Source organism: Lactococcus sp. SK2-659, from assembly GCF_020218185.2.
In the GTDB taxonomy this organism is placed as follows: domain Bacteria; phylum Bacillota; class Bacilli; order Lactobacillales; family Streptococcaceae; genus Lactococcus; species Lactococcus lactis.
Genome location: NZ_JAIWQZ020000001.1, coordinates 490,126 through 516,846, shown reverse-complemented (window position 1 = coordinate 516,846; position 26,721 = coordinate 490,126). Strand labels below are relative to the sequence as shown.

At 34.8% G+C, this 26,721-nt stretch carries 29 protein-coding genes; 6 read left to right on the top strand and 23 right to left on the bottom strand.

From position 1 onward, the window contains the following. Positions 1–3: 3 nt before the first annotated feature. The 14 genes from LDP15_RS02455 to LDP15_RS02390 all read right to left on the bottom strand — a co-directional run bounded on the left by LDP15_RS02455 (position 4) and on the right by LDP15_RS02390 (position 10,366). Entirely contained in the window at positions 4–570 is a 567-nt protein-coding gene (locus LDP15_RS02455) for a GNAT family N-acetyltransferase (protein WP_015426633.1), read from the bottom strand. Then, complete coding sequence (locus LDP15_RS02450; RefSeq protein WP_015426634.1) at positions 563–1,618, bottom strand: phosphoribosylanthranilate isomerase; 1,056 nt, start codon at positions 1,616–1,618, stop codon at positions 563–565. Before LDP15_RS02450 ends, LDP15_RS02455 begins: the two co-directional genes overlap by 8 nt. Next, positions 1,608–2,402 carry an indole-3-glycerol phosphate synthase TrpC gene (gene trpC, locus LDP15_RS02445; RefSeq protein WP_225513425.1) on the bottom strand — a complete coding sequence of 265 codons (795 nt, stop codon included), beginning with the start codon at positions 2,400–2,402 and terminating at the stop codon, positions 1,608–1,610. Before trpC ends, LDP15_RS02450 begins: the two co-directional genes overlap by 11 nt. Positions 2,403–2,411: 9 nt before the next feature. Further along, the gene (locus LDP15_RS02440) at positions 2,412–2,771 is read right to left on the bottom strand and encodes a VOC family protein (RefSeq protein WP_015426636.1); all 360 of its coding nucleotides are present in this window, start codon (positions 2,769–2,771) and stop codon (positions 2,412–2,414) included. Further along, positions 2,764–3,048, bottom strand: a complete 285-nt coding sequence (locus LDP15_RS02435; protein ID WP_052312058.1) for a DUF3977 family protein — start codon at positions 3,046–3,048, stop codon at positions 2,764–2,766. The genes LDP15_RS02440 and LDP15_RS02435 overlap by 8 nt, the downstream gene beginning before the upstream one ends. A gap of 28 nt (positions 3,049–3,076) precedes the next feature. Beyond that, positions 3,077–4,084: an anthranilate phosphoribosyltransferase gene (gene trpD, locus LDP15_RS02430; protein ID WP_015426637.1), complete on the bottom strand. Its 1,008-nt coding sequence runs from the start codon at positions 4,082–4,084 to the stop codon at positions 3,077–3,079. After that, the gene (locus LDP15_RS02425; protein WP_015426638.1) at positions 4,074–4,670 is read right to left on the bottom strand and encodes an aminodeoxychorismate/anthranilate synthase component II; all 597 of its coding nucleotides are present in this window, start codon (positions 4,668–4,670) and stop codon (positions 4,074–4,076) included. Before LDP15_RS02425 ends, trpD begins: the two co-directional genes overlap by 11 nt. Positions 4,671–4,793: 123 nt before the next feature. After that, the gene (gene trpE / locus LDP15_RS02420) at positions 4,794–6,164 is read right to left on the bottom strand and encodes an anthranilate synthase component I (protein ID WP_015426639.1); all 1,371 of its coding nucleotides are present in this window, start codon (positions 6,162–6,164) and stop codon (positions 4,794–4,796) included. Between the two features lie 457 nt (positions 6,165–6,621). Beyond that, complete coding sequence (locus tag LDP15_RS02415; RefSeq protein WP_015426640.1) at positions 6,622–6,981, bottom strand: DUF1304 domain-containing protein; 360 nt, start codon at positions 6,979–6,981, stop codon at positions 6,622–6,624. Positions 6,982–6,995: 14 nt separating this feature from the next. Continuing rightward, positions 6,996–7,634 carry a nitroreductase family protein gene (locus LDP15_RS02410; RefSeq protein WP_042230747.1) on the bottom strand — a complete coding sequence of 213 codons (639 nt, stop codon included), beginning with the start codon at positions 7,632–7,634 and terminating at the stop codon, positions 6,996–6,998. An 11-nt stretch (positions 7,635–7,645) separates the two neighbouring features. Beyond that, the gene (locus LDP15_RS02405) at positions 7,646–8,065 is read right to left on the bottom strand and encodes a MarR family winged helix-turn-helix transcriptional regulator (protein ID WP_042230446.1); all 420 of its coding nucleotides are present in this window, start codon (positions 8,063–8,065) and stop codon (positions 7,646–7,648) included. A gap of 112 nt (positions 8,066–8,177) precedes the next feature. After that, entirely contained in the window at positions 8,178–8,921 is a 744-nt protein-coding gene (locus LDP15_RS02400; protein ID WP_015426642.1) for a class I SAM-dependent methyltransferase, read from the bottom strand. A 75-nt stretch (positions 8,922–8,996) separates the two neighbouring features. Then, positions 8,997–9,677: a VIT family protein gene (locus LDP15_RS02395; RefSeq protein WP_042230449.1), complete on the bottom strand. Its 681-nt coding sequence runs from the start codon at positions 9,675–9,677 to the stop codon at positions 8,997–8,999. Next, positions 9,677–10,366 carry a VIT family protein gene (locus LDP15_RS02390; protein ID WP_015426644.1) on the bottom strand — a complete coding sequence of 230 codons (690 nt, stop codon included), beginning with the start codon at positions 10,364–10,366 and terminating at the stop codon, positions 9,677–9,679. The genes LDP15_RS02395 and LDP15_RS02390 overlap by 1 nt, the downstream gene beginning before the upstream one ends. Before the next feature lie 125 nt (positions 10,367–10,491). Between LDP15_RS02390 and LDP15_RS02385 the strand changes: the two genes are divergently transcribed. The 3 genes from LDP15_RS02385 (at position 10,492) to LDP15_RS02375 (ending at position 12,453) form a co-directional block, all read left to right on the top strand. After that, entirely contained in the window at positions 10,492–10,878 is a 387-nt protein-coding gene (locus LDP15_RS02385) for a Fur family transcriptional regulator (RefSeq protein ID WP_014572452.1), read from the top strand. 146 nt (positions 10,879–11,024) lie between these two features. Beyond that, positions 11,025–11,372 (top strand): YxeA family protein, encoded by a 348-nt coding sequence (locus tag LDP15_RS02380; RefSeq protein WP_003130414.1) that lies wholly within the window; start codon positions 11,025–11,027, stop codon positions 11,370–11,372. A 193-nt stretch (positions 11,373–11,565) separates the two neighbouring features. After that, on the top strand, positions 11,566–12,453 hold the full coding sequence (locus LDP15_RS02375) for a DMT family transporter (protein WP_015426646.1): 888 nt from the start codon (positions 11,566–11,568) through the stop codon (positions 12,451–12,453). Positions 12,454–12,493: 40 nt separating this feature from the next. Here the strand turns inward: LDP15_RS02375 and LDP15_RS02370 are convergent, their stop codons facing one another. Beyond that, positions 12,494–12,928: a MerR family transcriptional regulator gene (locus LDP15_RS02370; RefSeq protein WP_010905994.1), complete on the bottom strand. Its 435-nt coding sequence runs from the start codon at positions 12,926–12,928 to the stop codon at positions 12,494–12,496. Positions 12,929–13,004: 76 nt separating this feature from the next. On the opposite strand from LDP15_RS02370, the gene LDP15_RS02365 reads away from it, so the two are divergent. Next, complete coding sequence (locus tag LDP15_RS02365) at positions 13,005–13,736, top strand: SDR family oxidoreductase (protein WP_021723042.1); 732 nt, start codon at positions 13,005–13,007, stop codon at positions 13,734–13,736. A 104-nt stretch (positions 13,737–13,840) separates the two neighbouring features. On the opposite strand, the gene LDP15_RS02360 is transcribed toward LDP15_RS02365, so the two are convergent. Further along, the gene (locus LDP15_RS02360) at positions 13,841–15,640 is read right to left on the bottom strand and encodes a 1-deoxy-D-xylulose-5-phosphate synthase (RefSeq protein ID WP_015426648.1); all 1,800 of its coding nucleotides are present in this window, start codon (positions 15,638–15,640) and stop codon (positions 13,841–13,843) included. A 248-nt stretch (positions 15,641–15,888) separates the two neighbouring features. Continuing rightward, positions 15,889–16,308: a MarR family winged helix-turn-helix transcriptional regulator gene (locus LDP15_RS02355; protein WP_003130113.1), complete on the bottom strand. Its 420-nt coding sequence runs from the start codon at positions 16,306–16,308 to the stop codon at positions 15,889–15,891. A 182-nt stretch (positions 16,309–16,490) separates the two neighbouring features. Between LDP15_RS02355 and LDP15_RS02350 the strand changes: the two genes are divergently transcribed. Next, positions 16,491–17,396: a magnesium transporter CorA family protein gene (locus LDP15_RS02350; protein ID WP_003130111.1), complete on the top strand. Its 906-nt coding sequence runs from the start codon at positions 16,491–16,493 to the stop codon at positions 17,394–17,396. Between the two features lie 104 nt (positions 17,397–17,500). Continuing rightward, positions 17,501–18,880: an MATE family efflux transporter gene (locus LDP15_RS02345; protein ID WP_015426649.1), complete on the top strand. Its 1,380-nt coding sequence runs from the start codon at positions 17,501–17,503 to the stop codon at positions 18,878–18,880. Between the two features lie 43 nt (positions 18,881–18,923). On the opposite strand, the gene LDP15_RS02340 is transcribed toward LDP15_RS02345, so the two are convergent. From LDP15_RS02340 to LDP15_RS02315, 6 genes are all read right to left on the bottom strand, one after another. Then, positions 18,924–20,669 carry an MFS transporter gene (locus tag LDP15_RS02340; protein ID WP_015426650.1) on the bottom strand — a complete coding sequence of 582 codons (1,746 nt, stop codon included), beginning with the start codon at positions 20,667–20,669 and terminating at the stop codon, positions 18,924–18,926. A 272-nt stretch (positions 20,670–20,941) separates the two neighbouring features. Beyond that, entirely contained in the window at positions 20,942–22,483 is a 1,542-nt protein-coding gene (guaA, locus tag LDP15_RS02335) for a glutamine-hydrolyzing GMP synthase (RefSeq protein ID WP_017864699.1), read from the bottom strand. Positions 22,484–22,691: 208 nt separating this feature from the next. Further along, complete coding sequence (gene scrK, locus LDP15_RS02330) at positions 22,692–23,567, bottom strand: fructokinase ScrK (protein WP_003130103.1); 876 nt, start codon at positions 23,565–23,567, stop codon at positions 22,692–22,694. Between the two features lie 102 nt (positions 23,568–23,669). Next, positions 23,670–24,551, bottom strand: a complete 882-nt coding sequence (locus tag LDP15_RS02325; protein WP_136122569.1) for an ROK family protein — start codon at positions 24,549–24,551, stop codon at positions 23,670–23,672. A gap of 36 nt (positions 24,552–24,587) precedes the next feature. Then, entirely contained in the window at positions 24,588–26,015 is a 1,428-nt protein-coding gene (locus LDP15_RS02320) for a glycoside hydrolase family 1 protein (RefSeq protein WP_015426653.1), read from the bottom strand. Between the two features lie 29 nt (positions 26,016–26,044). After that, the gene (locus LDP15_RS02315) at positions 26,045–26,653 is read right to left on the bottom strand and encodes a YesL family protein (RefSeq protein ID WP_225513426.1); all 609 of its coding nucleotides are present in this window, start codon (positions 26,651–26,653) and stop codon (positions 26,045–26,047) included. Positions 26,654–26,721 lie beyond the last annotated feature (68 nt).

Sequence of the window (26,721 nt, the reverse complement as noted above, 5' to 3'; positions counted from 1 at the left end):
TATTTATTTTTTTAGTTCTTCTCTTAAAATTCCATATTTTATTGAATCATACCAAGTTTCTTGCCAATATCTAACTTTTCTGATTTGCCCTTCAAGTTTTAGACCACTTTTTTCTCCTAGTCTCATCATTCCTTGATTTCCTGACCAAGTTGTAAATCCTATGTGCTGAATCTTCGGATAAGTTTCAAAAAGGTGCTTCAACCAAAAAGATAAGGCATCCTGTCCAATTCCACGTCCCCACAATTTACTATCATAAATCACTATACCAAACTCAAGCCATTTTTGTAATTTACCGTCTTCCCAATAAGCTGACAGCATTCCAATGATTCGATTTTGAAAGATAATAAGTGCAACATTTGGTTGATTTATTTTAAGAGGTATTTTTCTTGAAAATTCTTCCCAACTCAAAATTGGCTCCTCAAAATAGGGAGCGTTGAAAGACATCCAATGTAAATCAGATTTAGGCCCATAACTAATTTGCCAAAGCTCTAATATATCTTCTTTTTGAATTGACTTAATAATGAGATCATTTCGAATCTCTACACCCTCTTCAATAAGATTATCATTCATTGTCATTCCTCTTCTGTTCCTTTATTAACTTATCTAAAATAAAGGAATCTTTTTGCTTCCCTCCTCGCCACTCATCTCGTTTTGCTGCCTGATAGATTTTAAGGGATTGTTCAACATTTGGAAGATGATATTTTTCGCCATTTTCCATTCTTTCTTGTTGAATGGTCAAATAGTCAACCCCGGCATAGTTTTTAAGGGTCTCCACACTTGCAAAGCCAACATGAATGCTAGCTTTTTCAAATTTATGCTCATGTAAGTCAATGAGCTGATAACCTAATTCTTCCATTAAACTTGTTAATTGCTCAAAATTTTCAAAATCAGGCTTTTTGAGTTGAATATCAATGTCATCAGGATTTGTTGGAAAATTGATTATTTGCTCAACTGCTAAACTTCCCATTAAATAAGGGATAATCTTATTTTCATTTAGCTTTTTTGTGATTCTTAAAAATTCTATAAATAATTGCTTTGATGAGGCAAGGCTTGCATTTTGAACAAAGTTATTTATTTTTGTAAGGTTTTTAATTCCGTCAGTTTCTACTCCAGAAGAAACATCCACACCGTAGGCATCTGGAAAATGTTGAATAGCAGCTGCTACATTTTCTGGATTAAGTCCACCAGCGATGAAAAATTTATTTTTCAGACCACTAGTCACCAAAGATTCCCAATCAAATGCTTGACCACTTCCAGCTTGTGGACTATCAAATAATAAAATTACATCTTCGTATTCTTTAAATTCTTGGTCTGGCCTTATTGCTTTAATAACCGAAATATCTAGTTGATTAATGTAATTGATCTCTTCATTTCCGTGAAGCTGAACCAGATCAAGTTGAGCAACTTGAATGGCTTTTTTTACAAAATCAATAGGTTCATCAACAAAAACTCCTACTTTTTTGACTGTTTTTGGGACATCGTTTGTGATTTGAAGAATTTCTTCTGGTGCAACTTGGCGTTTTGAGGGGCTAAGAATAAAACCGAGATGTGTGGCACCAGATTCTACGGCTGTATCAACAGCTTCTTTTGTAGATAAACCACAGATTTTAATTTTCATTCGTTTTCCTCTTGACTTTTAAATCTTTCAAAGATTTTAATAGATTTTCTGATTGCATGAGTGCTGTTCCAACCAATATTCCATTGAAAGTATCGGAAACTTTTTGGGCTTCGTTTGCGCTAAAAATGCCTGATTCGGAAATGTAGATATTGTCTTCTTTAAAGTAGGGAGTCAAATCTACTGAATTTTGCAAGCTCACTTCAAAGGTTTTTAAATTACGATTATTAACTCCAATAATTTTAGCCCCAAGCTGATGAGCAATCTCAAGTTCTGCTTTATTATGTGTTTCAACAAGAACTTCAAGTCCTAGTGAAAGTGCGTAGTTGTAGAGGTTTTGGAGTTTGGGGTATTGATTTTCAAAAACTGCGACAATGAGTAAAATAACTGTTGCTCCCGCATTTACTGCCCGATTGATTTGTTTTTTATCGATGATAAAATCCTTGTTCAAGGTGGGAATTTGGACATTTTCTGAAATTTCACGGAGATATTCAATATTTCCTTTAAAAAAAATAGGGTCAGTTAAGACGGAAATCATAGCGGCACCGGCTTGTTCATAATTTTTGGCTTGGTCAACGATATCCACTTCTAAATTAATGTCACCTAGACTGGGTGAAGCTTTTTTGACTTCGGCAATCACTTGAAGCTGGTCGGAATGTTCTTTTAAGTAATCATAAAAATTGTATGTTTGACGAACTTTTCCTACTTGTTCTTCTGGCATTTTAGCAATTTCAAGTCGTTTTTCTGCTAGGATTGTTTCTAGAAATTTTCCTTTTTTTATGTTCATATTTTTCTCTTATTCTTTCCCTGTATGACAGACTGCCTCAATTCGATAGCCCTCTGGATCAATTATAAATGCTGCGTAATAATTGTCTTGCCGATAGCCCGGTGCTCCATTGTCTCTTCCACCATTTTCCAGTGCTTTTTTGTAAAATTCGTCAACTTCGCTATTTGTTTTTGCTTGAAATGCAAAATGAAAAGGATAAGGTTCTCCTATTTCAAACCAGATATATCCGTCAGCATTTTCTCCTGTCTGGTATGTCAGACCAGAATTACTTTCATCAATTAAGTGACCGCCAAGACTTGCTAAAACTGCAGTGTAGAAATTTTTTGCTCTTGATAAATCTTGGACATGAATATCTAAATGGTCAATCATTTTTCTCTCCCCATTTTCCAAGGACAAACTTGAAATTAGTTCGTTTTTTATTTTTTATTCTGAAATGTGGACTTTTAGTGTCGATAATAAAAATGCGCTTGCCTACCCAAATTCTTAAATAAAAAGAATTTGGATTGAAATATTTACTGACAGATTTGTCAGTAAATTTAAAACGTTTTTCTGTTCCGTCACCATATTCGATTTCGACACTCCGCCCAAAGCCAAATCTGTTGTTATCCAAATCAAAACCAACTTCGACAAATATTTTTTCTGTCATTAAATTTTAACCTTTTATTTTAAGATTTTTAGCCAATTTGTTCTGCTTGTAATTCATGCAACTTGGTAAGAGCTGCACCTGTACTAATTACTTCTCTTGCAAGGTCAACTCCGGATTTGACGGAATCAACTTTCCCATTGGCATAAAATCCAAGTCCGGCATTTAAAACGGTCGTTTCTAAAAAGGCTGACGGTTGATTTTCAAGGACATTTTTTAAAATTTCAGCATTTTCTGGGGCTTCACCTCCACGAATATCATTGAGTTGAACTTCTGAAATACCAACGTCTGAGGCTCTAAATTCTTGCAAAGTCACTTTGTCATTTTCTAAAAGTGCGTAATGATTAAGTCCAAAGGGAGTTGCTTCGTCCATTCCGCCTTCACCTGTGATGACTAATGCTCGCTTACGGCCCAAGCCTTTCAAAACATTTGCTGTTAATTCAAGTAAATCTGGACGTGAGGTACCAAGAAGTTGTGTATCAAGTGGAATTGGATTGATTAGTGGCCCAGTCAAATTCATAATTGTTGGAATTTCGAGTTGTCTGCGGACTGGCGTGAAGTATTTCATCGCTGGGTGGAGATTTTGAGCAAAAAGGAAAACTAAACCAACTTTGTCAAAAACTTGAGCTAACTTTTCTGCTGGTAAATAAAGATTGATTCCTAAGGCCTCAAGAACGTCTGCCGAGCCTGATTTACTGGTAATGGAGCGATTTCCGTGTTTTGCCATATTAACTCCACCAGCTGCTAAAACAAAAGCGGCTGTGGTTGAAATATTGAAACTGAATGAGCGGTCGCCTCCTGTTCCACAATTGTCCATCGCATTTGTCAAATTTGTTGGAATGGGAATCGCTGCTTTTTGTAAAGCTCGAGCCAAACCAGTCAATTCGCTTGCTGCTTCACCTTTCATTTTTAGTGCTACTAAAAAGCTAGCAATTTGGACCTCGCTTAATTCACCTTGGATAATTGAATTCGCAAGCATATTCATTTCATTTTCGGTCATGTCACGGCCTGACATCACTTTTTCAAGTTCATTTTTCATTTGATGACTCCTTGTTTTCATTTACTTGGTTGACAAAATTTTCAATCATGGTCATGCCCTCCAATGTGCCAATGGATTCAGGGTGAAATTGTAATCCATAAATCTGTTCTTTTTCATTTTCAATAGCCATAATCTCACCATCATCTGTCGCAACTGCTGTGATTGCAAAATCTGGTAAAGCGACTGCCTCGTCCATGACAATTGAATGATAGCGCATGACTAGAAATTTTGAAGTAAGTTTATTGAAGAGTAAATTTCCTGAGGTTTGCCTAACTTGTGAATTCTTGCCATGCATGACGTGATGTGCCAATCGAAGTTTCCCACCAAAAACTTCAACAATGGCTTGAAAACCTAGACATATTCCTAAAATTGGTTTTTGACCTGCAAATTGCTGAATAAGTGTTTCCATTTTTCCAGCATCTGCAGGCCAACCTGGACCTGGTGAGAAGATTAAGGCATCTGCTTTTTCTGCCATATTTTCCAAAGAATCATCGTCATTTTTCACAACTGCTACATCAGTCAAAGCACCTACATACTGCACTAAGTTGTAAGTGAAACTATCGTAATTATCTATTATTAAAATCAATATTGTCTCCTATTTTTAACGACAAGGCCTGTCAGTAATTTTTTATTTTCTGTCAGTAAAAAATCACTGACAAAATTATCTGATGATGTTAAATTTTTTATGTCTACATCTTTTTGGGTCTATTTATTGACCAACTTTCAATAAGCCTTGGGCTTTGTTTAAGGTTTCTTGATATTCATGTTCGGGTACTGAATCGTAAACAATTCCGGCTCCTGCTTGAACATGTGCTTTCTTGTCTTTCAAGACCATTGTCCGAATGGCAATTGCAAAATCGCAATTTCCATTTTTCGTTAGATAACCGATAGCTCCACCATAAATTCCTCGTTTTTGCGTTTCAAATTCATAAATTCTTTGGTAGGCGCGATGCTTCGGTGCTCCTGATAGCGTCCCCGCTGGCAATGTGGCGCGTAAGGCATCCATAGCTGTAAATTCAGGACGAAGCTCGCCGGTCACTTCACTTGTAATATGCATGACGTAGCGATATTTCTCAACTTTCATGAAAACAGGAACTTCGATTGAACCATATTTGGAGATTTTACCAATGTCATTTCGTCCTAAATCAACAAGCATTTTGTGTTCAGCGACTTCTTTGGGATCACTTTCTAAATCTTCAATAAGAGCTTGGTCTTCAAATTCAGTTTGCCCGCGTTTTCTTGTTCCGGCAATTGGATTGGTTGAAACTTGATTGCCGTGAACAGCAACCAAACGCTCTGGTGAGCTGCCTATGACATGAAAATTATCGAATTCCATAAAGTACATATACGATGATGGATTTTCAACCCGAAGCTTTCTGTAATAATTAAAGGGGTTGTCAGTAAAATCGGCTGTTAAACGTTGTGATAAAACAATTTGGAACATGTCACCATTTCTGATAAGTTCCTTTGCTTTAGAAACTTTTTCTTCAAAAAGTTCTTGAGACATATTGCTAACGAAATTCAGTTTACTTAATTCTGTCAGTTCATTTTCTGCTTCTGTCAGTAAAGATAATGACTCAATATTTGCTGACAGCGCGTTTTGTAACTCTTTTTCTGAACGTTGACTGTAAGTATTGTCTTCAATAAAAATCAGTTTTTCACGTTTGTGGTCAAAAATTAGAGCTGATTCGTATAACATAAAATACATATCTGGCGTTCCAATCGAATCTTTCAGTTCAGGTTGAATGCCTTCAAAAATACCATAGGTATCAAATCCAGCATATCCAATCGCCCCACTTGTAAAAGGCAAGTCTAAATTTTCGTCACTACTTTCTGGCTGACAAACTAATTTTTCCAGAAATTCCATTGGATTTTCATCGCTAATGATTTCGTCATTTACGCTTAAAATTCCGTCAGTAAATTTGATGTGCTTCACAGGATTTAACGCAATAATTGAAAAACGTGATTGGTCATTTTCTCTGGGAATGGATTCTAAAATTACTTTATTTCTCCCTTTCAGGCGAAGATAAACCGAAATCGGGGTCATGGTGTCTGCTGAAATCTCTTTAATTTTTCTCATGTTTTCTCTCTATCTATAGGTTTGAGGAAGGCGTTTCCATTGATACTGATTAGTTAAAATTTAAGCTTCGCCATCGTTGGTTCATTTTAGAAATCCTTTCAAAAAAATACAAAAAAGCCCGTAGAGTATCAAATACTCTACGGGCGTATGTCACGCGGTGCCACCGTAATTTAAGAGTCCCTAAAAGTATTACAAAAATACTAGAAAAACTCTTCTTTTCCTCGTCTAACAACAAGTTGCTTGGTATCGGGAGCATCCGTGATTTTTATTGTTTCAAATCAAATTGCGAAAAACAAATCGTTCTCGACTTTCAAATCAGCCCATTCGCTCTGATGAATTTATCTGCTCGCACAACCGCAGACTTCCTGAAAAAATTCTGATATAGAGTTACTTTTCTGATGTTGAAAATAATTGTAAAACTTTTTATGAGACTTGTCAAGGATTTAAAAATATTTTTTTAAAAAAATGAAGAAATTAGAGCTAAAATGGCTAAACCACCTTGGGTGAGAATAATCTTTTTATTACTTGTCAAAGAGCCATATAAAGCCACTAAAATAATATAAATAAGTAGTAATCTAACAATTTCAAGTGGAGCTGACGAAAAGAATATTGCATAAATTAATCCTAAACCAATCAAACCGTTATAAATCCCTTGATTTTTAAAAAGCGTTTGAACTGAAGAACGTTCTAGCTCCTCTTTTCCCATATTAAATACACGACTGGTTGTTTTTGAGCTTGTAGCAAAGGTTTCTAAATACATAATGTAGAAAAATTCCAAAGCAACCAAAAGCGCCAGAATAATTGTCAAAATGGTCAAATTACTTCTCCTTTTTATTTAAAAGTAGTGATTTTATCAGCATTCATGCGGACAGATTCATAACCTTCTTCAACGGCTTTACCAATGGATAAAATCATAACGGGGACATAACGTTCTTTGTCTAAATCAAAAGCTTCTGCCAATTGATCTTTTTCAAAACCACCAATTGGATTTGTTTCATAACCGTGAGCTCTTGCCACCAACATCAATTGCATTGCGGCCAAACTTGAGTCAATTTTGACAACATCATTCATTTCTTGTTTAGAGAAGCTCTTGTAATGAGGAATAATCGCTTCAATTTGTTGATCTCTAACTTCCTGAGGCATTTTTCCTTCAGCAACTGCTTGGTCATAGATTTCTTCACCAAATTCATAATTCTTCAAGTCTCCAAAAATCAAAATCATCGCTGATGAGGTATCATTTTGACGTGTATTAAAGCGAATTAAGGGTTTCAATTTTGCTTTTGATTCTTCACTTTCCACAATAACAAAACGCCAAGGTTGCATATTTACTGATGAAGGTGCGGCTGTTGCTTCTTGAATCATCTCAAGCATTTCTTCGTGAGAAATTTTGTAGTTTTCATCATAAAGTCTGACAGATTTTCTACCAAAAGTAATATCTGAGAAATCGTTATTTTTAAAGTTCTTATTCATCTTTTCTTCTTTCATTTTGTTAATTTTGTGAGTAGTTCTAAAAGTTGTTCTTCTTCTAAATCGCTGAGCCCAATATTTAATATTTGTTGACTTTCCTCTAGAAAATCATCATGTTTTTTTGCACAAAGTGCTAAATCATTTTTAGCTTTATCGGTAATTTCGACAAATACTTCTCGATTATTCTCTTTATTGCGCTCTCTTTTGACAAGATTTTTTTCTTCAAGTAATTTTAAATGTCTAGTTACAGCAGCACTATCAATTTTTAATTCATTTTGTAATTGACTTTGAGAGCAACGACCTTTACATTTTAAAATCATCATCAGTTGATAACGAGTAATACTATAACCCGTTGACTTCTCAAATTTTGCCGTCATTTCTTGATTTACAATTTTGAGCTGATAGAGTAACTGGCTGACTTTTTCAAGCTTCATAATTAATTTCTCCTTTCTTAATTGATTGGTCAATCATTGATTAGTCAATTATAGTATTAAAATAAATAAATTACAACTAAAAGAATTGAGAAATAAAAAACTAGGATTCAACCTAGCATTTTTCCCAATATAATAACTCAAATATCACTAATCTTTCCATTTCTCGAATTTCTGTTTCACTAAAAAATAATTGCGTCAAAGCCGCTAATTCTGCATTTGAAAGCTCATCAGAGAAATAATCAGAGAAAAACTGTGAACTTACTTTTTCTGATAAAAAGAATCTAAATTTCTTACTTTTAAATTCCCAGCCTAATTCCTCTAACCATACCTTATAAAGCAACATCTGCGCTTCTTTATTCTGTTCTTGATTAGGCAAATACAATTGTTCGACCTGACTAAAGAGATTATCCTCATCAAAAATCAAACGTAAAATTCCAACATTTCCATTGGCAATCCGATTTAATTCTACTAAGGCTTCTTTTGACTCCAATGCAGGATTCATAGCTGAAAATACAAAATCATAAGTATTTTCTTTTGTATTCTTTAAAAATTTATTTTGTTCTTGATGCGTAAAAGTGATTTTATTTGAATCAGCTGACTTATTCTTGGCAAATTCTAACATTTTTGCTGACAGATCAACAAGATGATAGCTGTCAGTAAAATTTGAAAAGTGTGGAATATATTTACCTGTCCCACCAGCTAAATCTAAAAATTGACTTGTTGGTAAAAGTTTTTCAGTCACCAAAAATTCCTGTAATTGCTGACCAATATCAACCAAGCTTTCATTTTGAATTTCTTCATATTCTTGAGAAAACTCATCCCAATATTGTTCTAATTCTTTAGTATTATCATCCATTTGTCAGCCTCTTTCTCAATAATCATAAGTCCTATCTATAATTATAACAAAAGCTTTTAACTAAGCCTAAATTCATTAACCTAAAATCCGACCGATAAAATAATGAATAAAAATTGTCAGTAAACCAATAATAATATTTCTAAGAATTGCTTTAATTACCAAGCCATCAGAAAGTTTAGCACTAATCATTCCAGTTAAGGCCATTGCAAGCATTGTTGCAAAAATTGTTGCTGGAAATTGCCAAACACCCTTAACTAAAATCATGGTTAGTAAAGGAAAAAGTCCACCAATCGTAAATGAAATTAATGATGAACCTGCCGCTTGCCAAGGATTCATATAATGTCCTAAAGCAATATCATATTTTACTGACAGAACAGTTTCCAAAGGTTTTCGAGCAAGTAATTCATTAGCAATTTCTGCTGAAGTTTCCGGACTGATTCCTTTTTCAATATAAAAATCTTTCACTGCTGCTTTTTGATTTTTAAAATCTTTTTTCAGTAATATTTTTTCTTCTTGAACCACAACTTTCTCACTATCAGATTGAGAACTGACACTTGCATACTCACCAGAAGCCATTGAAAAAGCACCAGAAATCAAATTTGCCAAACTAGCAATCAGTAAAGCAAAGCTACTTCCAGAAGCTGCGGAAACCGAAAAGAGCACACCAACAACTGTAAGAATTCCATCATTTGAACCCAAGACTCCCGCACGGACACTATTTAATTTTTCATCTATTGTCATTGTTTGTTTTTTCATCACAAACCTCCTTGTTTAAAGAGTAAACCCACTACATAAGTAACAAGCATCGTTAAAATCCCAGCAATAATATTTCTAAAAGTTGCATGTTTTTTATCAGCACCATTTAAATAAGCCGCAGTATAACCTGTAAATCCTAGAGCGATTAGTACGGAAATAAATGTTGCCAAAGCACTCCAACTTTTAGGAATTAAAGAAATGGCTATCATAGGCAAAAGCGCTCCAGTTGGAAATGAGAGCATTGAGGCAATTGCCGCTCCTTTAGCACTCAATTCTTGTCCAATTGTAAAACCGTGTCTTTCACGAACCGTTGTTGCTAAAGCATCCTTTTTCATCATCTCATCCGTTGCTTTATGAGCTAGTTCATTAGAAATCCCATCTGCTCTATATTTTTGATAAACAAAATCACATTCATTTTGATAATTAGTAGCAAGTGCTACTTTTTGTTCTTGGATAATTTTTTCCTGAGCATCACGTTGCGAACTGACCGAAACATATTCTCCCATTGCCATACTGACCGTACCTGCTAAAGTTCCGGCAAAACCTGCCAGCAAAATTGTCCCAATATGAGAGGTTGCGCCAGAGACACCAATGACAATCCCTGCAATCGAAATAATCCCGTCATTTGCTCCCATAATACTTGCCCTGACAATATTATTTCTTTGAATTAAGTTATTTTTTTCTTTCATTATCCCACCCGTTTAGAATCATTCTAAACTATATTTTAGAATGATTCTAAACAAATGTCAAGTCATTGAAATGATTTTCTGTTGATGATATAATAAAATAAATAATAAAGATAGGAGTGCTGATTTTGGAACAAGACTTAAAAGAACTATTACAATCACATGGTTTAAAAGCCACGCCACAGCGTCTCATTGTCTTAGAATACCTGATAAAACATCAAACTCACCCAACGGCAGAGCAAATTCACGAAGATTTGGAAAATATTAGCTTAGCAACGGTCTATAATACCCTTGATAAATTGGTTGATAGTGAGCTAGTGATTGCTATAAATGACGGTAGTAAAAGAAGATATGACTACTACGGAGAGCCTCATTATCATGTTGTCAATAAAACGACAGGTGAGATTATGAATGTAGATAATTTTGATTTTCGTCCACTGATAGAGGCTGCTCGAAAAGCTAGCGGTCTTAATATTACTGGTTACAAAGTTGAAATTTATGGAGTTGAAGATTAAATTTATCAAAAATGCTAATGATAATCATTAGTGTTTTTTTGTTCTATTTTATTAATTAAGTAATTTTAATCTTACAATATAGTAAGTTTATTTTTTGAAAAATACTGATAAAATAGATTTGTTTAACAGGAAAGGAATAGGATTTTATGAAAAAAATATTAATTGGACTTGTGGCCTTAGTTTTTATTATTGGTGGTTCCGCTTTCGCTTGGTACAAGATAAATTATGGAGGAACAAATTATTATGTCCAAATCCATAATGACGGAAAAAAACTTGAGGAAAAAACGCAAAGCGGTTCGGTTTGGCATGGCTATGGTTATAAAGAAAAAGCCTACAACAATGCAGGACAAGAAAAAACACTAGACTTTACTGCCACGCATAACTTGCGCCATGAAGCCTATTTGAAATTAACTTATAATAAGCAAAAAGGAGTGACAAACTGGGAAGAAGTTAAAAAAACTGCAATCCCCAAAAAGGCTCTAGATAAATTATAAAAAAAGTTCCTAAGCCAATTAGGAACTTTTTTCATTTAAAAGGATTAATGACTCGAGACTATTCAAACTTTCGGTAAATCTTTGATAAACATAAATCATCTATGTTAAACTATTAATAATACGAAGTATATAAAGTACTTAGAAATCGAGGATAAAATGACAAAAATAAAAAGTATCAAGTGTTGGTCTAATCATGACTAAATTTAAAGGAATTATTTACGCTTCTTTGGGAGCCGCCTTTTTTGGGATTAGTAGTATTATTGCTGGACTCCTCTTTAATCGTTGTTCTATTGCGCCAGGTTGGCTAGTTACCACGCGCATGCTCTTTTCAGGCTTGTTGTTACTTGCTTGGTTAGCAATTACTAAGCACAACATCTTTAGTGTCTGGTCTTCTGTAAAATCAAGTCTAAGAATTGTAGCTTTTGGGATTTTCGGAGTACTTTTTGCACAATCTTCTTTTCTATTATCTGTTTATTACGGAAATGCAGCTATTGCAACTATTTTACAATCCCTAGGTCCCTCCATCATTATTATTATTTTAGCTATCAAAAGTAAAGCAATTCCACGTCGTCTTGATATTATTGCCATTTTTCTTTCTTTAATTGGTGTTTTTCTGCTTGTGACCAATGGAAATATCGGAGAACTTAGTTTTTCAGCTTCTGCTCTTGTTTGGGGGCTTTTATCCGCCCTTGGTGTTTGTGCTTACACTCTTATTCCATGTCCACTTATCAAAGAACACTCTCCTTTAAGCCTTGTTGCTTGGGCCTTATTAATTGGTGGTGTCATTTCTAATTTCTTACATCCAGTCACAAATTTACCTAAAAATTTTGATCAGACTGATTTACTTTTGGTCAGCCTCATCGTTGTTGTTGGAACGCTCTTAGCTTACTCTCTTTATATCAATAGTCTAAAATATACAGAACCTCATATTGTTGGTATGCTTGGAATGCTTGAACCTGTCACCGCTATTTTAATTTCCACTTTATTCCTAGGCGTTTCATTTTTAGGATTCCAACAGTTAGGTATTTTTGTCGTCTTTCTGTCGCTATTTCTCATAAATTTTCCAACTAAGAAAAAATAAAAAAACAAAACGTAAAAAATACGTTTTGTTTTTTTTAATATTATTTGAAAATATCTCTTATCTCTGGTTTAACTTGTGTTGTTCCCGGAATAAAGTGGATACTTTCAGTGCCTGCTTCTGCTGCTGTTTGATAGTACCAAATTTTCCATCTTAAAAAGGCCAAATTCATTTCTAAAACTTTAATTTTTTCTTCTAATTGCTCTTCGTGTGTTTTCATAAAATCTAAACGTTCATCAAGTGTTGAGTCGCCCTCCATACACCAATCAATAAATTGAGCAATATCTTTTATGGGTATGCCTGATTTTTTTAAACAATCAATGACTTCAATATAGCCAAGATCGTCATCTGTAAATTCTCTTCGACCAGCTTTATTTCTTTTAGCAAAAGGGAGCAAACCTTCCTTATCATAATAACGTACAGCATCGTTAGAAACGTTTAATTTACGTGAAATATCGCCAATTGTATATTTTGTCATTCTTTCTCCTTGACATGGAGTTAACTCCATGTTGTATAATCAGTATATCAAAAAAATACTCTTAAGGAGAAATAAAATGTCTAAACCACTTATTGTTATAACAGGAGCAAGTTCAGGATTTGGTGCTGAAATTGCAAAATTATTTAATGCTGATGGATTCCCAATGTTGCTTTTAGGCCGTCGTACAGATAAAATCAAAGCCTTGCCTCTTGATTTTACGAATGTTCTTGTGGAATCTGTAGATGTCACGGACAAAACATCATTTGAAAATGCAATTACTAAAGCTGAGGAAAAATATGGCAAAACTGATCTTCTAGTCAATAATGCAGGTGTCATGTTATTAGGAAATGTTCTTAATCAAAATCCAGCAGAATGGAAACAAATGATGGATACTAATGTTTTGGGTGTCCTTAATGGAATGCAAATTGTTCTTCCACAAATGGTTGAACGCCAAGGAGGAACAGTAATTAACATGTCTTCTCTTGCTGGTAAAAAAACTTTTACCAACCACGCCGCTTATGTCGCTTCAAAATTTGGTGTCCACGGTTTAAGTGAGACTGTCAGAGAGGAAGTTTCTGGTAAAAATGTTCGAATTTCACTTGTTGCACCTGGTGCTGCCGAAACAGAATTATTGACACATGTTACTGACGAAAGTGCCCTAAATGATTATAATCTTTGGAAAGAATCAATGGGTGGTACAACACTTGCTCCTGAAAGAGTGGCGCAAACCGTGAAATTCATTTATGATATGCCTCAAACGGTTAACATCAGAGAAATTGATATTGCTGCAACCAATCAAAATGCTTAATATTTAATATTTTAAATAAAAAAAGATACTAGTTAATCGCTAGTATCTTTTTTAGCTATTTATTTCATATTTTATCTAGCAGATTAGCTCTGCCTTCAAAATTATTATTTAGAAAATATTTTCTTAAAAAAATTAGGTCCTTTAGATTCTTTGGTTGCTTCAATAATATCATTTGCCATAAGTTCTGGTCTTATGTGATAACGATTGTAAAGTTCATCTTTTGGAACAGCATCAATAAACTCAGTATCTGCACCATATACAAGTGTTTTTATCCCTTTGCTTGCTAAATAGGTCGCCACTTTTTGACCAAATCCCCCATCTTTAGTGCCATCTTCAATCGTAACAAAGAGTCCATGAGTTTCAGATAATTTGTCTAAAGCAGCTACATCCAAAAGATTTGCAAAGAATGGATTTACAACCGTTGGATTAAATCCTAATTTTTCAAGTTCTTCTGCCACATTTTCAGCTTTTTCAAGCATTGCACCAAGCCCTAAGATTACAACTTTTTCGCCAGACTTAACGACTTCATACTGAGGTTTGCTAAAATCAGTAATTTTTGTTGGGCGATTTTCCAAAGTATGCTCTGGCAAGTGTATAAACACTGGATGTTCATGTTGATTATATGCCCAATTAAGCATTGCAAAAAGGTCTTCTTCGCTTGTTGCTGCAAGGTCAATTACATTGGGAATATTTGATGTTTGACTATAAACAAAACTTCCTTGGTGAGTATCGTTTGTTCCGCCAATTTGACTATTACTGATAATAACAATTGCTGGTTCTTTATTCAATGCCAAATCATGATTAAGTTGGTCATAGGCACGTTGTAAGAAAGTTGCATTTTGGAAAATAATAGCTCGAGTTCCTGCTGCTGCGATTGCTCCACCAAGTGTCACTGTATATTGTTCAGCAATTCCTCCATCAACATAATTTTTTGGATGATTCTTAGCAAATTGTGACAGGCCAAAGAACATTGGAATTGCGGCATTAATGGCGATAAGATTGTCACCTTTGGCTAACTTTTCTTCCATAAAGTCAAGAAATATATTATTATAGCTGCGAACGATATTGGTTGAGCTATTGACTGGTTGACCTGTAGCAATATCAAAGGGTGCAAAGACTTGGTGCATTCCTTCTTTATTTTCAACTGCTGGTTTATAGCCATGTCCTTTCTCTGTGTGAATATGAAGAACAATTGGCCGATTGATATCTTTTACTGATTCAAAAAGGGCAATCAAACTTTGGATATCATTTCCCTCCTCAAGGTAACGGTAATCAAGCCCAAATGATTTAAAAAGATTATTTGCTGAGGTTCCTTTACTTGCTCGCAGATCTGCAAGATGTTGATAGATTCCTCCATGATTTTCGGTAATGGCCATTTCATTATCATTTACAATAATAATAAGATTCCCGTTAAGTGTACCTGCGCCATCAAGTCCCTCAAATGCAAGTCCTCCTGAGAGCGCGCCATCACCAATGATGGCTACAATATTTTCTTTTTTTCCTTGCATATCTCGAGCCAAGGCATATCCCATAGCTGTTGCAATAGATGTAGATGTATGACCGACTCGTATAAAGTCATGTTCATTTTCTTCAGGGTCTGTATAGCCTGTTGTTCCAGAAAATTTGTCTTTGTCAGTAAAAAATTCTTTACGTCCTGTTAAAACTTTATGCGGATAGCTTTGATGACTAACGTCCCAAATTAATTTATCAACAGGTGAGTTAAAGACTTTATGTAAAGCAACAGTCATTTCTACCACACCAAGATTTGGTCCGAGATGGCCCCCTGGATATTGACTGACACGATTAAGAATTGCATCGCGTACATTTGTAGCAAGCTCTTCTAGTTCTAGCGCCGTAAGAGCCTTGATGTCTTTGGGGTCATTTACTTTGTCTAATACTGTCATAATTTTTTCTTCCTAGTTCTATTTAGATTATAAAGCTGCGAGTAAAATTTAATATTATTTAAGTTTAATAAGTTAATATAACATTATCGTTTACGTTTGTAAACGATAAAGAAATTATACTTTTTTATATTTTACTTGTCAAGAAATCTGTCATCTTTTTTAAAGAAAGTCTATAATATTATTTTGGGAAACGCATTGGACTGAAAAAAAAAAAGACTAACATAATTATTAGTCTTTTTCCTATTATCTTATAAATTGTCATCGATTTTTTCTAAGAGTCTCAAGAATTCAGCTTGTTCTTTCTCGGTCAAGGGTTCAATCAATTTCTTTTCAGATGCTTCAAATATTTGATTAATCTGATTAATAATTTTTAGCCCTTTGGGCAAAATATAGATATTTTTTTGACGTTCATTCTCTTTAGGAATTCGTCTTTCGATATACCCTTTTTTTTCCAAACCTTGGAGCATACTTGTTATACTTGCTCCTCGTCTATTAAATACTTCTGCTAAATCTTTTTGGATGAGACCTTTATCTTGATTTTCTGCAATATATGCGATTACTCTAGCTTGTTGATGATTCACTTCTAAATCTTTCATCATTTGACTAGAGGTCATCATTGATTTTTGTGAAATAGAACGAAATAAATTTGAATAGATTGTATTAGCCATTTGGAGGACTCCTCTTATTTGATTTGCTGTTTCTTATTTCTTAGTATAATGGTCTTTTATTCATTTGTCAATTTATAACAATTAGACATCTAACAGTTAGTTCTTGACATTTCCATTTATTTGATTTATGATAATTCTTGTTAGTTAGAACTCTAACTATTTTTTAAAAAAAGGAGAATCAAATGTCTGAAAATTTAACAAGAGAATGGATTAATTTCTCAGACCAAAAACTGTTTGATAAAAGTTATCTCTCAAAAACATATCACATTCCGGAAGAGTTCTTATCTTATGCAACAGATAAAGACGAGAGTGCTCGAATAGAGATTGACGATGAAACTAAAAGTCTACTCATTATTTTTGATATGCCATTTGAAGATCAAACAGATGTGGCTTATTATTCATCGGGACCTATGAGTTTTATTGTAACAAAAGAGGTCATCATCACAAATGTAGCGGATAAAAAGATGGCAACAATCTTGAAAAATTCAAAACTGCTTCATCAGTTAAATCCAAAACATAAGACTTCTTTTGTCCTTCATTTCATGCTAGCTATTGCCAAAATTTATGTCGATAAAATTAGAATTCTCAATCGTAAAAGAATATTAATTGAACAAACTTTGGGTAAGGCACCGAAAAATGAAGACTTGATTAATTTGATGAAAATTGAGCGAAGTTTAATTTATTTCATTATGTCCTTGAAATCAAATTCTTTAGTCATTTCTAAAATTAAAAGTGGTAAATATTTAAAACTTTATGATGATGAAAAGGAACTTCTTGATGATTTAATGATTGAAGTTGACCAAGCTTTTGATATGTCTAATATTTCAAATAGGATTTTGAATGAGATGACTGATTCTTATGATTCAATCATTAATAATAATACAAATAGTGTCATGAAATTTTTGACCTCTTATTCAATTATTCTGACTATTCCTACCATCATTTTTAGTTTTTATGGTATGAATGTTCCTCTGCCCTTGACTAATCTCCCAAAAATATCTTGGGAAATCATTTGTTTACTAGCCCTTTTCTTGTCAGTTTTACTGACTCTCTTCTTCGTCAAAAAAGATTATTTTTCTAAACGATAGTTTTGGGTTGACAAAATAAAAAATAAGTATTATGATATTCCAATAGTTAGATATCTAACTATTAGAATATCTATCATTTCGATTCAGAAAGAAGAACAATAAAAATGAGTAAAAAATCCAACTCTTATTATCTTAAGGAAGCGCCCATCAGAAAAGCAATTGCTCACTTATCAATCCCCATGATGATTGGAATTTCCGCAACAACAATCTATAACTTAATCAATGCCTACTTTATCGGCCTTGTCCATGACACAAATATGATGTCAACAATCACTCTAGGTTTAACAATAACCATTGTTTTTATGGCCATCGGAAACCTTTTTGGTGTCGGAGGTGGAACCTTTATCACTCGCCTGCTAGGTTCTGGCGATAAAGAAAAAGGAAAGAAAATCGCTGGTTATTCTTTCTATATGAGTTTAATCATTGGTTTACTTATCGGGCTTGTTTCTCTTTTCTTTTTAAGTCCAATCGCTCATATTTTAGGAGCAGACGCCGCAACTCTCACTTATACTAAAGAATATGCTGGAGTTTTATTAGGTGGTGGTTTTAGTATGATTTTAAACTATGGACTGGAACAATTAGTTCGTGCAGAAGGTGCCTCAAAAGAATCAATGTATGGAATGTTTGTTGGGGTTGCGACTAGTATTGTCTTAGATGCCCTCTTTATCCTAGTTTTAAATCTTCATGTTATTGGGGCTGGACTTTCAATGGTGATCGCAAATCTAGCTTCTACAGCTTATTATATCTGGTTTTTAGAAAATAAAAGTGAATCGCTTAAAGGATTTTTAAAGCATTTTAAAATCAGTTTAAAAGACCAATTTGAAATCTATAAAATTGGGATTGCAGAAGTTTTCAAATCAGCATTTATGATTGTCACAACACTTTTGTTAAATCATTTTTCTGTTCAATATGGTGATAATGTTCTTGCTAGCTTTGGGATTGCCCTTAGAATCACTCAACTGCCTGAATTTTTGACTATGGGACTCTTTTTAGGGGCCATTCCACTCTTTGCCTATAGTTTTGCTTCAAACAATACTCAACGATTAAAAGAAGCACTTAAAGAGTTAACTCTTTGGATTGGCGGAATTTCTATTCTCTTTGCTTTAATTGTCTATCTTTTTAGAGTTCCTGTCATGCAACTCTTTACTGATGATAGTGCAGTAATCAAAGTGGGCTTAATCGTACTAGCCGCACAACTAGTTTCATCTGTCTTCAATGGTTTTTCTGGATTATTTACTGGAATTTTTGAAGCTTCTGGTCTAGGTGCGCAAACTGGGGTAATGTCTACTATCCAAGGGATTCTTTATATCCCAATCGTCATTATCTTACATCATTTTTACGGATTAACTGGCCTCATCTGGTCAATGACCCTAACAGAAGGAATTGCCTTTGTAGCAGGCCTCATCATGCTTATCCCTTATTTATTAAAATTAAACAATGGTAAACTTATGGAAAATCAACCTGAATTAGCCGTTGCTGAATAATATATTAAAAACGAGGAAATTTAAGGCCTCGTTTTTTTATATATTATTTTCCAGTCCAGATGTATTTATCATAATTTAAGCCTGATAAAGCTTCAATTGTTTGTTTTGTTTTGAGGTCAGCTGACTCTTTAGCATTTTTTACTGCCACTTCTCCCCCAATCGAATCAGCCTTTTGTAGACGTGAAATTTCTTCAACCAAAATAGCATGTGTTTTTGAATTAAGTTTAAAAGTAAAAGCATTCCATAAAGCAATCAGCATCAAGCCTCCAACTAAAAACGTCATCAGCATAACAATTCCAAAGCCCGCACTTTGAATCTGATGTTCTAAAGTAGAACTTGTTACCAAATGGTGAAAAGCTTGTCTGGTCGTCACATGGTGCACTTGTACATAATTTGACATTTTGTCTGCCACATTAGAAACATGTTGGTTATAACCAGCAGCTCCCATAACCGCTCCAATGACAACATTAAAGACAATATTAGTGAATTTACGTACAAAAGTCATAGCTCCAGCAAAAACTCCTGCCCGCTGTTCTTTATGAATGATCATATCAATATCAGGAATTAAAGGAAAGACGACCCAAGGAAGGCCCCCAATGATGTTACGACCCACAGTGAAAACACAAGTTGTAAAAATGATGAGTCCCGTAATCTGAGCTTCTGATAAACTTCCTCTTGTGAAATAAACAATACCATAAGTGATACATGCTAAAATACCAATGCCAAAACCAATTAGGTAAAGCAGGCGTGGTCCAATTTTGGGGTGATTAAAAAGCCATGCTCCAAATGGTGTATATGCAATTGTCATAATCAATAAGGGTGTCGCTAAAATAAGAGCTGCTTGCGCTGGATCAAGTGTTAGAGTTGGCAAAAACGAAATCGTCGCAAAGATAACGAAAATAGCTGTAAAAGAATCAATAATCCCAAAAGTAGAGAAATAAAGAACTAGATGTTTACGAAAAGTTTTAATCCTTAAGGTTAAAAGTAAATTAGCAATATTTTCCAAGAATAACCTAGCAGGAGTTTTAGCTCGTTTTCTTTCTTCATCTAAATGTCGCAACATAAGTTCTGTCTTTTCTTTAGAAATCAGAATAGGGTCCCAAGAAGAAAAGTAAACAAAGAGTGTAAATATAATCCCAATCACACCCCAAACACAAGCTGTTGCAAATAAGGCCCAGGCGGAAGTTTGCATTCCATGTTCAGCAGGTAAAAGTTTCATAAAGAGAGTTGGGACAAAAGCGATTAAGGGTTGGGCTAAACCTGAAGCCCACATTCTGATTGACCCCATTTTATTACGTTGTGTATAGGTAGAGGTAATTTCTGCAGGGATAGCTTCCCAAGGAATGAGAACTAAATCCAAACAAAAATCAAAAAGTATAAATGACACAAGATAATAAAGCCAAGAAAGCCCACCTGCCATTGGAATCCACATCGCTGCAAAAGCAACCGATGTTGGAATTGCAAAAATTAAAAAGAAGCGTCTACGCCCATATTTTCGGCCGAGTGCAAAGTGATAAAAATTATCTGAAATAACAGCAACGGCAGGAGCCCAGAACATATCTATAACGAGTCGAGCTGAAATTAAAAGTGCAGCTAATCCAGGATTAACCCCACCAAAAGAGGTCATAAAATATAAGAGCCACGAACCAATAAGGCCACCAGTTCCTCCATTAAACATATCCCATGAACCAATTCCTAAAGCTCGATGAAACCCAATTATTCCTTCTGCTTTGTTTGTTTTGAAACTAAAAAATTCCCTAAAAAAATTTATTTTTTCATTGCCAACCATAACTTTCTCCAAATTTAAATATATTTCTTGAAAGTAAAAAGTTACAATTATATTAGGTTGCAAATTAAAGACTTTTTACTCTTAAATATTGCAAAACATAGTTACACCTAATTAATTTCAAGCAAATCAAGTATAACGCTTTCAAAGCGATAAAATTGATTAATATTACGTAATCTTTTAGGAAATAATGCTATTGAACAATGAGTGCTAGTTTTAAAATTTATTATTAAAATAAAAAAACTGATAACAGATACTGTTATCAGTTTTTTATCCTATTGCCACTCAACAGTTGCTGGTGGTTTGCTCGTAATATCGTAGACGATACGGTTGACGTGGTCCACCTCATTAACGATACGTTTTGAGATTTTTTGGAGAAGATCCCAAGGAAGTTGGGCAAAGTCAGCTGTCATTCCATCGATTGAAGTGATGGCACGAATAGCTAGTGTATAGTCATATGTTCGTTGGTCTCCCATGACACCGACTGATTTCACATCTGTATTTACTGTGAAATATTGCCAAACATCACGTTCAAGGCCTGCAGCAGCAATTTCTTCACGAAGAATTGCATCTGATTCACGAACAGTTTCTAGTTTTTCTTCTGTTAAATCACCAAGGACACGAATGGCAAGTCCTGGTCCAGGGAAAGGTTGACGCCAAACGATTTCGTCAGGCATTCCAAGTTGTGTTCCAAGCGCACGAACTTCATCTTTAAAGAGTGTATTCAATGGTTCAATCAATTGGAATTGCATATCTTCAGGAAGTCCACCAACGTTATGGTGTGATTTGATTGTTTGAGCTGTATCTGTTCCTGATTCAATGACGTCGGTGTAGAGGGTTCCTTGGGCAAGGAAGTCAACACCTTCTAATTTGTTTGCTTCATCATCAAAAACATAAACAAATTCGTTACCGATAATTTTACGTTTTGTTTCTGGGTCTGAAAGGCCAACAAGTTTGTCCATGAAGCGTTTTTGAGCATCTACTTTGATGATATTAAGACCAAATTTTCCGCCCAATGTCTCCATGACTTGGTCAGCTTCGCCTTTACGAAGGAAACCGTGGTCAACAAAGATTGATGTCAATTGGTCACCGATGGCACGTTGTAAAAGTACACCTACAACTGATGAATCAACACCACCTGAAAGTCCAAGAAGAACTTTTTTATCACCAACTTTTTCACGAATATCTTTGATTTGCATATCAATGAAGTTTTCCATTGACCAGTTCCCTTTTGCTCCACAAATGTTAAGCGCAAAGTTTCTGAGCATTTCTGTCCCGTGAACTGAATGACGAACTTCTGGGTGGAATTGGATACCGTACAAGTTGCGTTCTGTATTTTCAACAGCAGCAAATGGACTGTTTGGTGAAGTTCCGACAACGTGGAAACCTTCAGGAATAGCTGTTACACGGTCACCGTGGCTCATCAAAACATCTTGAACTTCGGGAGTTCCTGCAAACAATGCTGATTTTTCAGTGAGTTGAAGTGGGGCAACACCGTATTCGCGTTCGCCTGCTGCTTCTACCATACCGCCGAGCTTGTAGCTCATCAATTGCATTCCGTAGCAAATACCAAGAACTGGCAAACCAAGTTCAAAGATTTCAGGATCAATATCGAATGAACCTTCATCATAAACTGAATTTGGACCGCCTGAAAGAATAATACCGATTGGATTAATCTCACGAATTTCTTTGGCTGTAACTTTGTGACTCATGAGTTCTGAGAAAACACCGATTTCTCGGATACGACGCGCAATAAGTTGATTGTATTGTGAACCATAGTCGAGTACAATGATTTTTTCAAGTGTAGTGTCGGACAAGGGACCCTCCTCTAATAAGGTGCAAAAGTCCGAATTCCTGTTGGAAAGTTCGAACTTTTGTTCAATTATTTTATTAGATTTATTCTATCATAATTTATTGTTTTTTGCAGAGATATTTGTGAATAAATAAAATAAATTTTAGAAAAATCGTATGATAGTGATTACATTTATTTTTACTGACGAAAACGAAAAACTACTGACAAAGCTGTCAGTAATTTTTTTCATCTAAATCTTTTGCCAAAGCAAAATTTCCAATCGTTGCCGAACCATTATTTGCGACTGACGGAGTCATAATATAATCTGTCAGTAAATAGGGAACGTGGACATAACCTGCCATTAATTTTGTGAATTCTTTGCGCACGCGCTCAATCATGTGTGTCTGGGTCATAACGCCACCACCAAAAACAATTTTCTCAGGTGCAAGTGCCAAGGTTGTATTAACGGCGATTTGTGCAATGTAGAAAGCTTGAATATCCCAAACTTTACTGTCAGCTGGAATATCTTCTCCACGAATTCCTAAGCGGGCTTCAAGGGAAGGACCGGCTGCCACTCCTTCTAGACAATCACCATGAAATGGACAAACGCCTGCAAAATTAAGATCGTCTGGATGACGTTTGACATATTGATGACCCATTTCTGCATGGGAAAATCCTCCAATAAATTTCCCATCTTGTACGGCTCCTCCACCAATTCCTGTTCCAATTGTGAAATAAACCAATGATTTTCCGCCAGTCACAATCATTTCACCGTAAGCCGAGCTATTGACATCAGTAGTGAAAACCATCGGAATATCAAGTGCGGCTTTGAGTTTTCCTAATAAATCAACATTTGCCCAACCAGCTTTTGGCGTGGTTGTTATATAGCCATAAGTTGCACTTTCAGGCTTGATGTCAATAGGTCCAAAAGAACCAACTGCCAATGATTTAACAGGATTTTCTTTAAAAAATTCAATGGTTCTAGTAATTGTTTCTTCGGGACTAGTCGTTGGAATTTGATTTGTTTTTAAAATGTTAAACTGCTCATCACCAATCGCAAGTACAAATTTTGTTCCGCCTGCTTCGATTGAGCCATAATGATTTGTCATAATTTTTTCCTATAATTTGTTACTTTTTATGTTCTATTTCGTATAGTATTAGTGAAGGAATTTTCTGTCAGTAAAAAATATTACTGACAGAAAACTTCTAGCTTATTTGTCAGTCTTATTTGCGTAAGTTTGTGAAAAATCTACCGCTGCACCAATTAAGTTGGCAGAATTTCTGAATTCACAAGTTACAATTTCTGGCATAAAAGTCGCTACTTCAATAATTCCCATAATTTTTTGAAGTTGTTTTTGTAGTTCTGGAATTAACCATTCAGCTTGGGAAACCCCTCCGCCAATAATCACTAATTCTGGATCAAAAGAATAAGTCAGATTAAAAATCCCTTTTGCGACATTGTATAGAAAAATTTCTTTTTCTTCATTAGCTATTTCATCACCATTAAAGGCTTTTTCAAAAATTTCGATGGCATCAAGAGTTTCACCTGTGCGTTTATTATAGCGCTCAGCCATTCTAATCGTTGTTCCTAATGTTGAAAAAGAATGTTCATCATCCATGAGCATAAAGCCAAATTCACCACCAAAAAGATGTTTCCCATGATGAACTTTCCCATTCATAACTACAGAACCGCCAACACCTGTTCCAAGCACAAGAAGCAAAACATCTGACAAACCTTTTGCCGCACCAAATTTCACTTCGGCAAGCGCTGCACAATTGGCATCATTTTCGATAGAAACAGGTAAACCAAATCGTTTTTCTAGTTCAGCATGAATATCAAAATCATGAATATAAGGGAGAGCACTTGCTCCTTCAATGACACCAGTCGCTTTATTTACTGCTCCTGGGGAACTAATAGCGACACCACAAACATCAGAATTTTCCTTAAATTGTTCAACGACTGCTGTCAGTGATTGATAAAATTGATCCAGATTATCAGGAGTTCCGAAAGCACCTTCTTCTCCTAATTTTCCGTCAGCAAATCTTGCATATTTAATGCTTGTTCCACCAATATCTATTGTTAATAATGACATATTTCTCCTCCAAATTTTCTTATGTTTTAACAGAAATCATTGATTGTATTTTTCCAAAATTGAATCTGGAACTTGTAAAAGTGATGAGTCTGTTAAATTTTTATACCAATAAGCTGATTTTTTTAAAGTTTTCACTTGGGTATGGATATTCAAACTAATCAAACCATAACGATTTTTGTATGAATTACGCCAACTCCAGCAATCAATTGGTGTCCAAACATGGTAACCAAAACAATTGGAGCCTTCTTGAATCGCTTTATGGAGCCAAAAAAGATGTTCTGTTGTAAAAATAATTCGATAATCATCTTGGATTTGTCCCTCTTCATCTTTGAAACGTTCTTCATTTTCTACGCCCATCCCATTTTCAGAAATAAACCAAGGAATATTCCCATAATCTTCTTGAATTCGCTTGGCAATTTCGTAAATGGTTTGTGGATGTATCTCCCAACCTCTGTCAGCATTCATCCGCACCCCACGTTTATTGAACGATGCGTAATATTTGTCGGGACGCCAATCTTGAGCCAAACTATCACTAGAATATTCAGGTTCTTGTACTCGACTCGGATGGTAGTAATTAACTCCCAAAAGGTCCACTTTGTTTTCCTTAATCCGTTTCAAATCTTCTGCTTCCGACTGCCACAAGACATTTTCTTCTTGTAAAAGGCTGACTAATTCTTCTGGAAATTCTCCCTTTATTGATGCATCTAAAAAGAGGCGATTTTGCCAAAGGTCTGCCATTTCTGCTGCTTTTAAATCTTCGATTTTTTCAGTTGCTGGATAGGACGGAGTTAAATTTAAAATGATTCCAATTCGTCCTTCAGGATTTTTATTGATTTTTCGGTATTGTTCAATCGCAAGAGATGAGGCGAGTTGCAAATGATAAGCCACTTGAACAGCTTTTTTTCCATCAACCATATCAGGATAATGGAAACCTAATAGATAAGCACACTCAACGACAACCATTGGCTCATTAAAAGTAAACCAATCACTCACTCGGTCGCTGAATTCAGCAAAACATTTTGCTGCAAAACCTGCATATAAATCAACAACATGACGACTTTCCCAGCCTCCATATGTTTTTAAGAGTTCAACTGGTAGGTCAAAATGATTTAAATTAATCATCGGACGAATCCCTTGCGCTATAAATTCATTAATTACAGCGTTATAGAAATCAACCGCTTTTTCATTTACCGTATTCTTTTCTAAATCATCTATCAAACGCGACCATTGAATACTTGTCCTTATTGATTTTAGACCAGCAGCCTTCATTAATTTTATATCTTCTCGAAAGTCATTGAAAAAATTACTGGCTGTATCAGGTCCAATTCCGCCCCAAAAACGTTCTTGATAATGGTCAAAATCATAATCAAAAACATTGTCATGCTGCTTTTTAAAACGTCCTTCAGTTTGTGGGCCACTCGTTGCTGCTCCCCACAAAAAATTTTCTTGGAATTTTAATTCCATTTTCCACCCCTCTCAGTAACTCTTCTTTTTTACTCTGCTAACTGTTCTTCGACTTTCAAACGCCAAGTTTTTGTCACACTTAAAGAATAAACTTGTAAAAGGCCAATCAACCCAAAGAGAATCATACCTTTAAATTGCCAAGTCAAAACAAAGATAAGGACAATCCCAAATAAAAGTTTTAGATAGGTTTTAAAACTAATAAAATTTGAAATAAAGCTCATTTTTAATAAGTTTCCAAAACTAATTTCAAATTGACTATCAAAAATCATTGTATATTCAAAAGCGGTCATAAGATAAGTTAAACCAAAGAATAGAATGAAATCAATCACCAAGAAAAGTAAACCTTGGATTTGTACTGAAAGATATAAATTATAAGCGAGCAAAAGACTCAAAGACGTATAGAGCCAAAAAATGATATTTGCTCTTAAAAAGTCTCGCTTGAAAATTTGATAAGCCTGTTTCACTGAGATTGACTTATAGTCAAAACCATGTTCCAAATACAACTCTGTTACCACTTTAAAGGCAGGACCAAGTCCTAAAACAAACAGCCCTGTGAGCGCTAAGAGCCAAAATATCAAGGTCAATTTAACAATGACCCAAATCCGAATAAAGAATTCTTCTAGTGCTTTTCCAATCATTTTTCTATAACTTTCTAACTTTTATTACTTCATTATAACACTTTTCCAATGAAATATTAGGGTTTTCA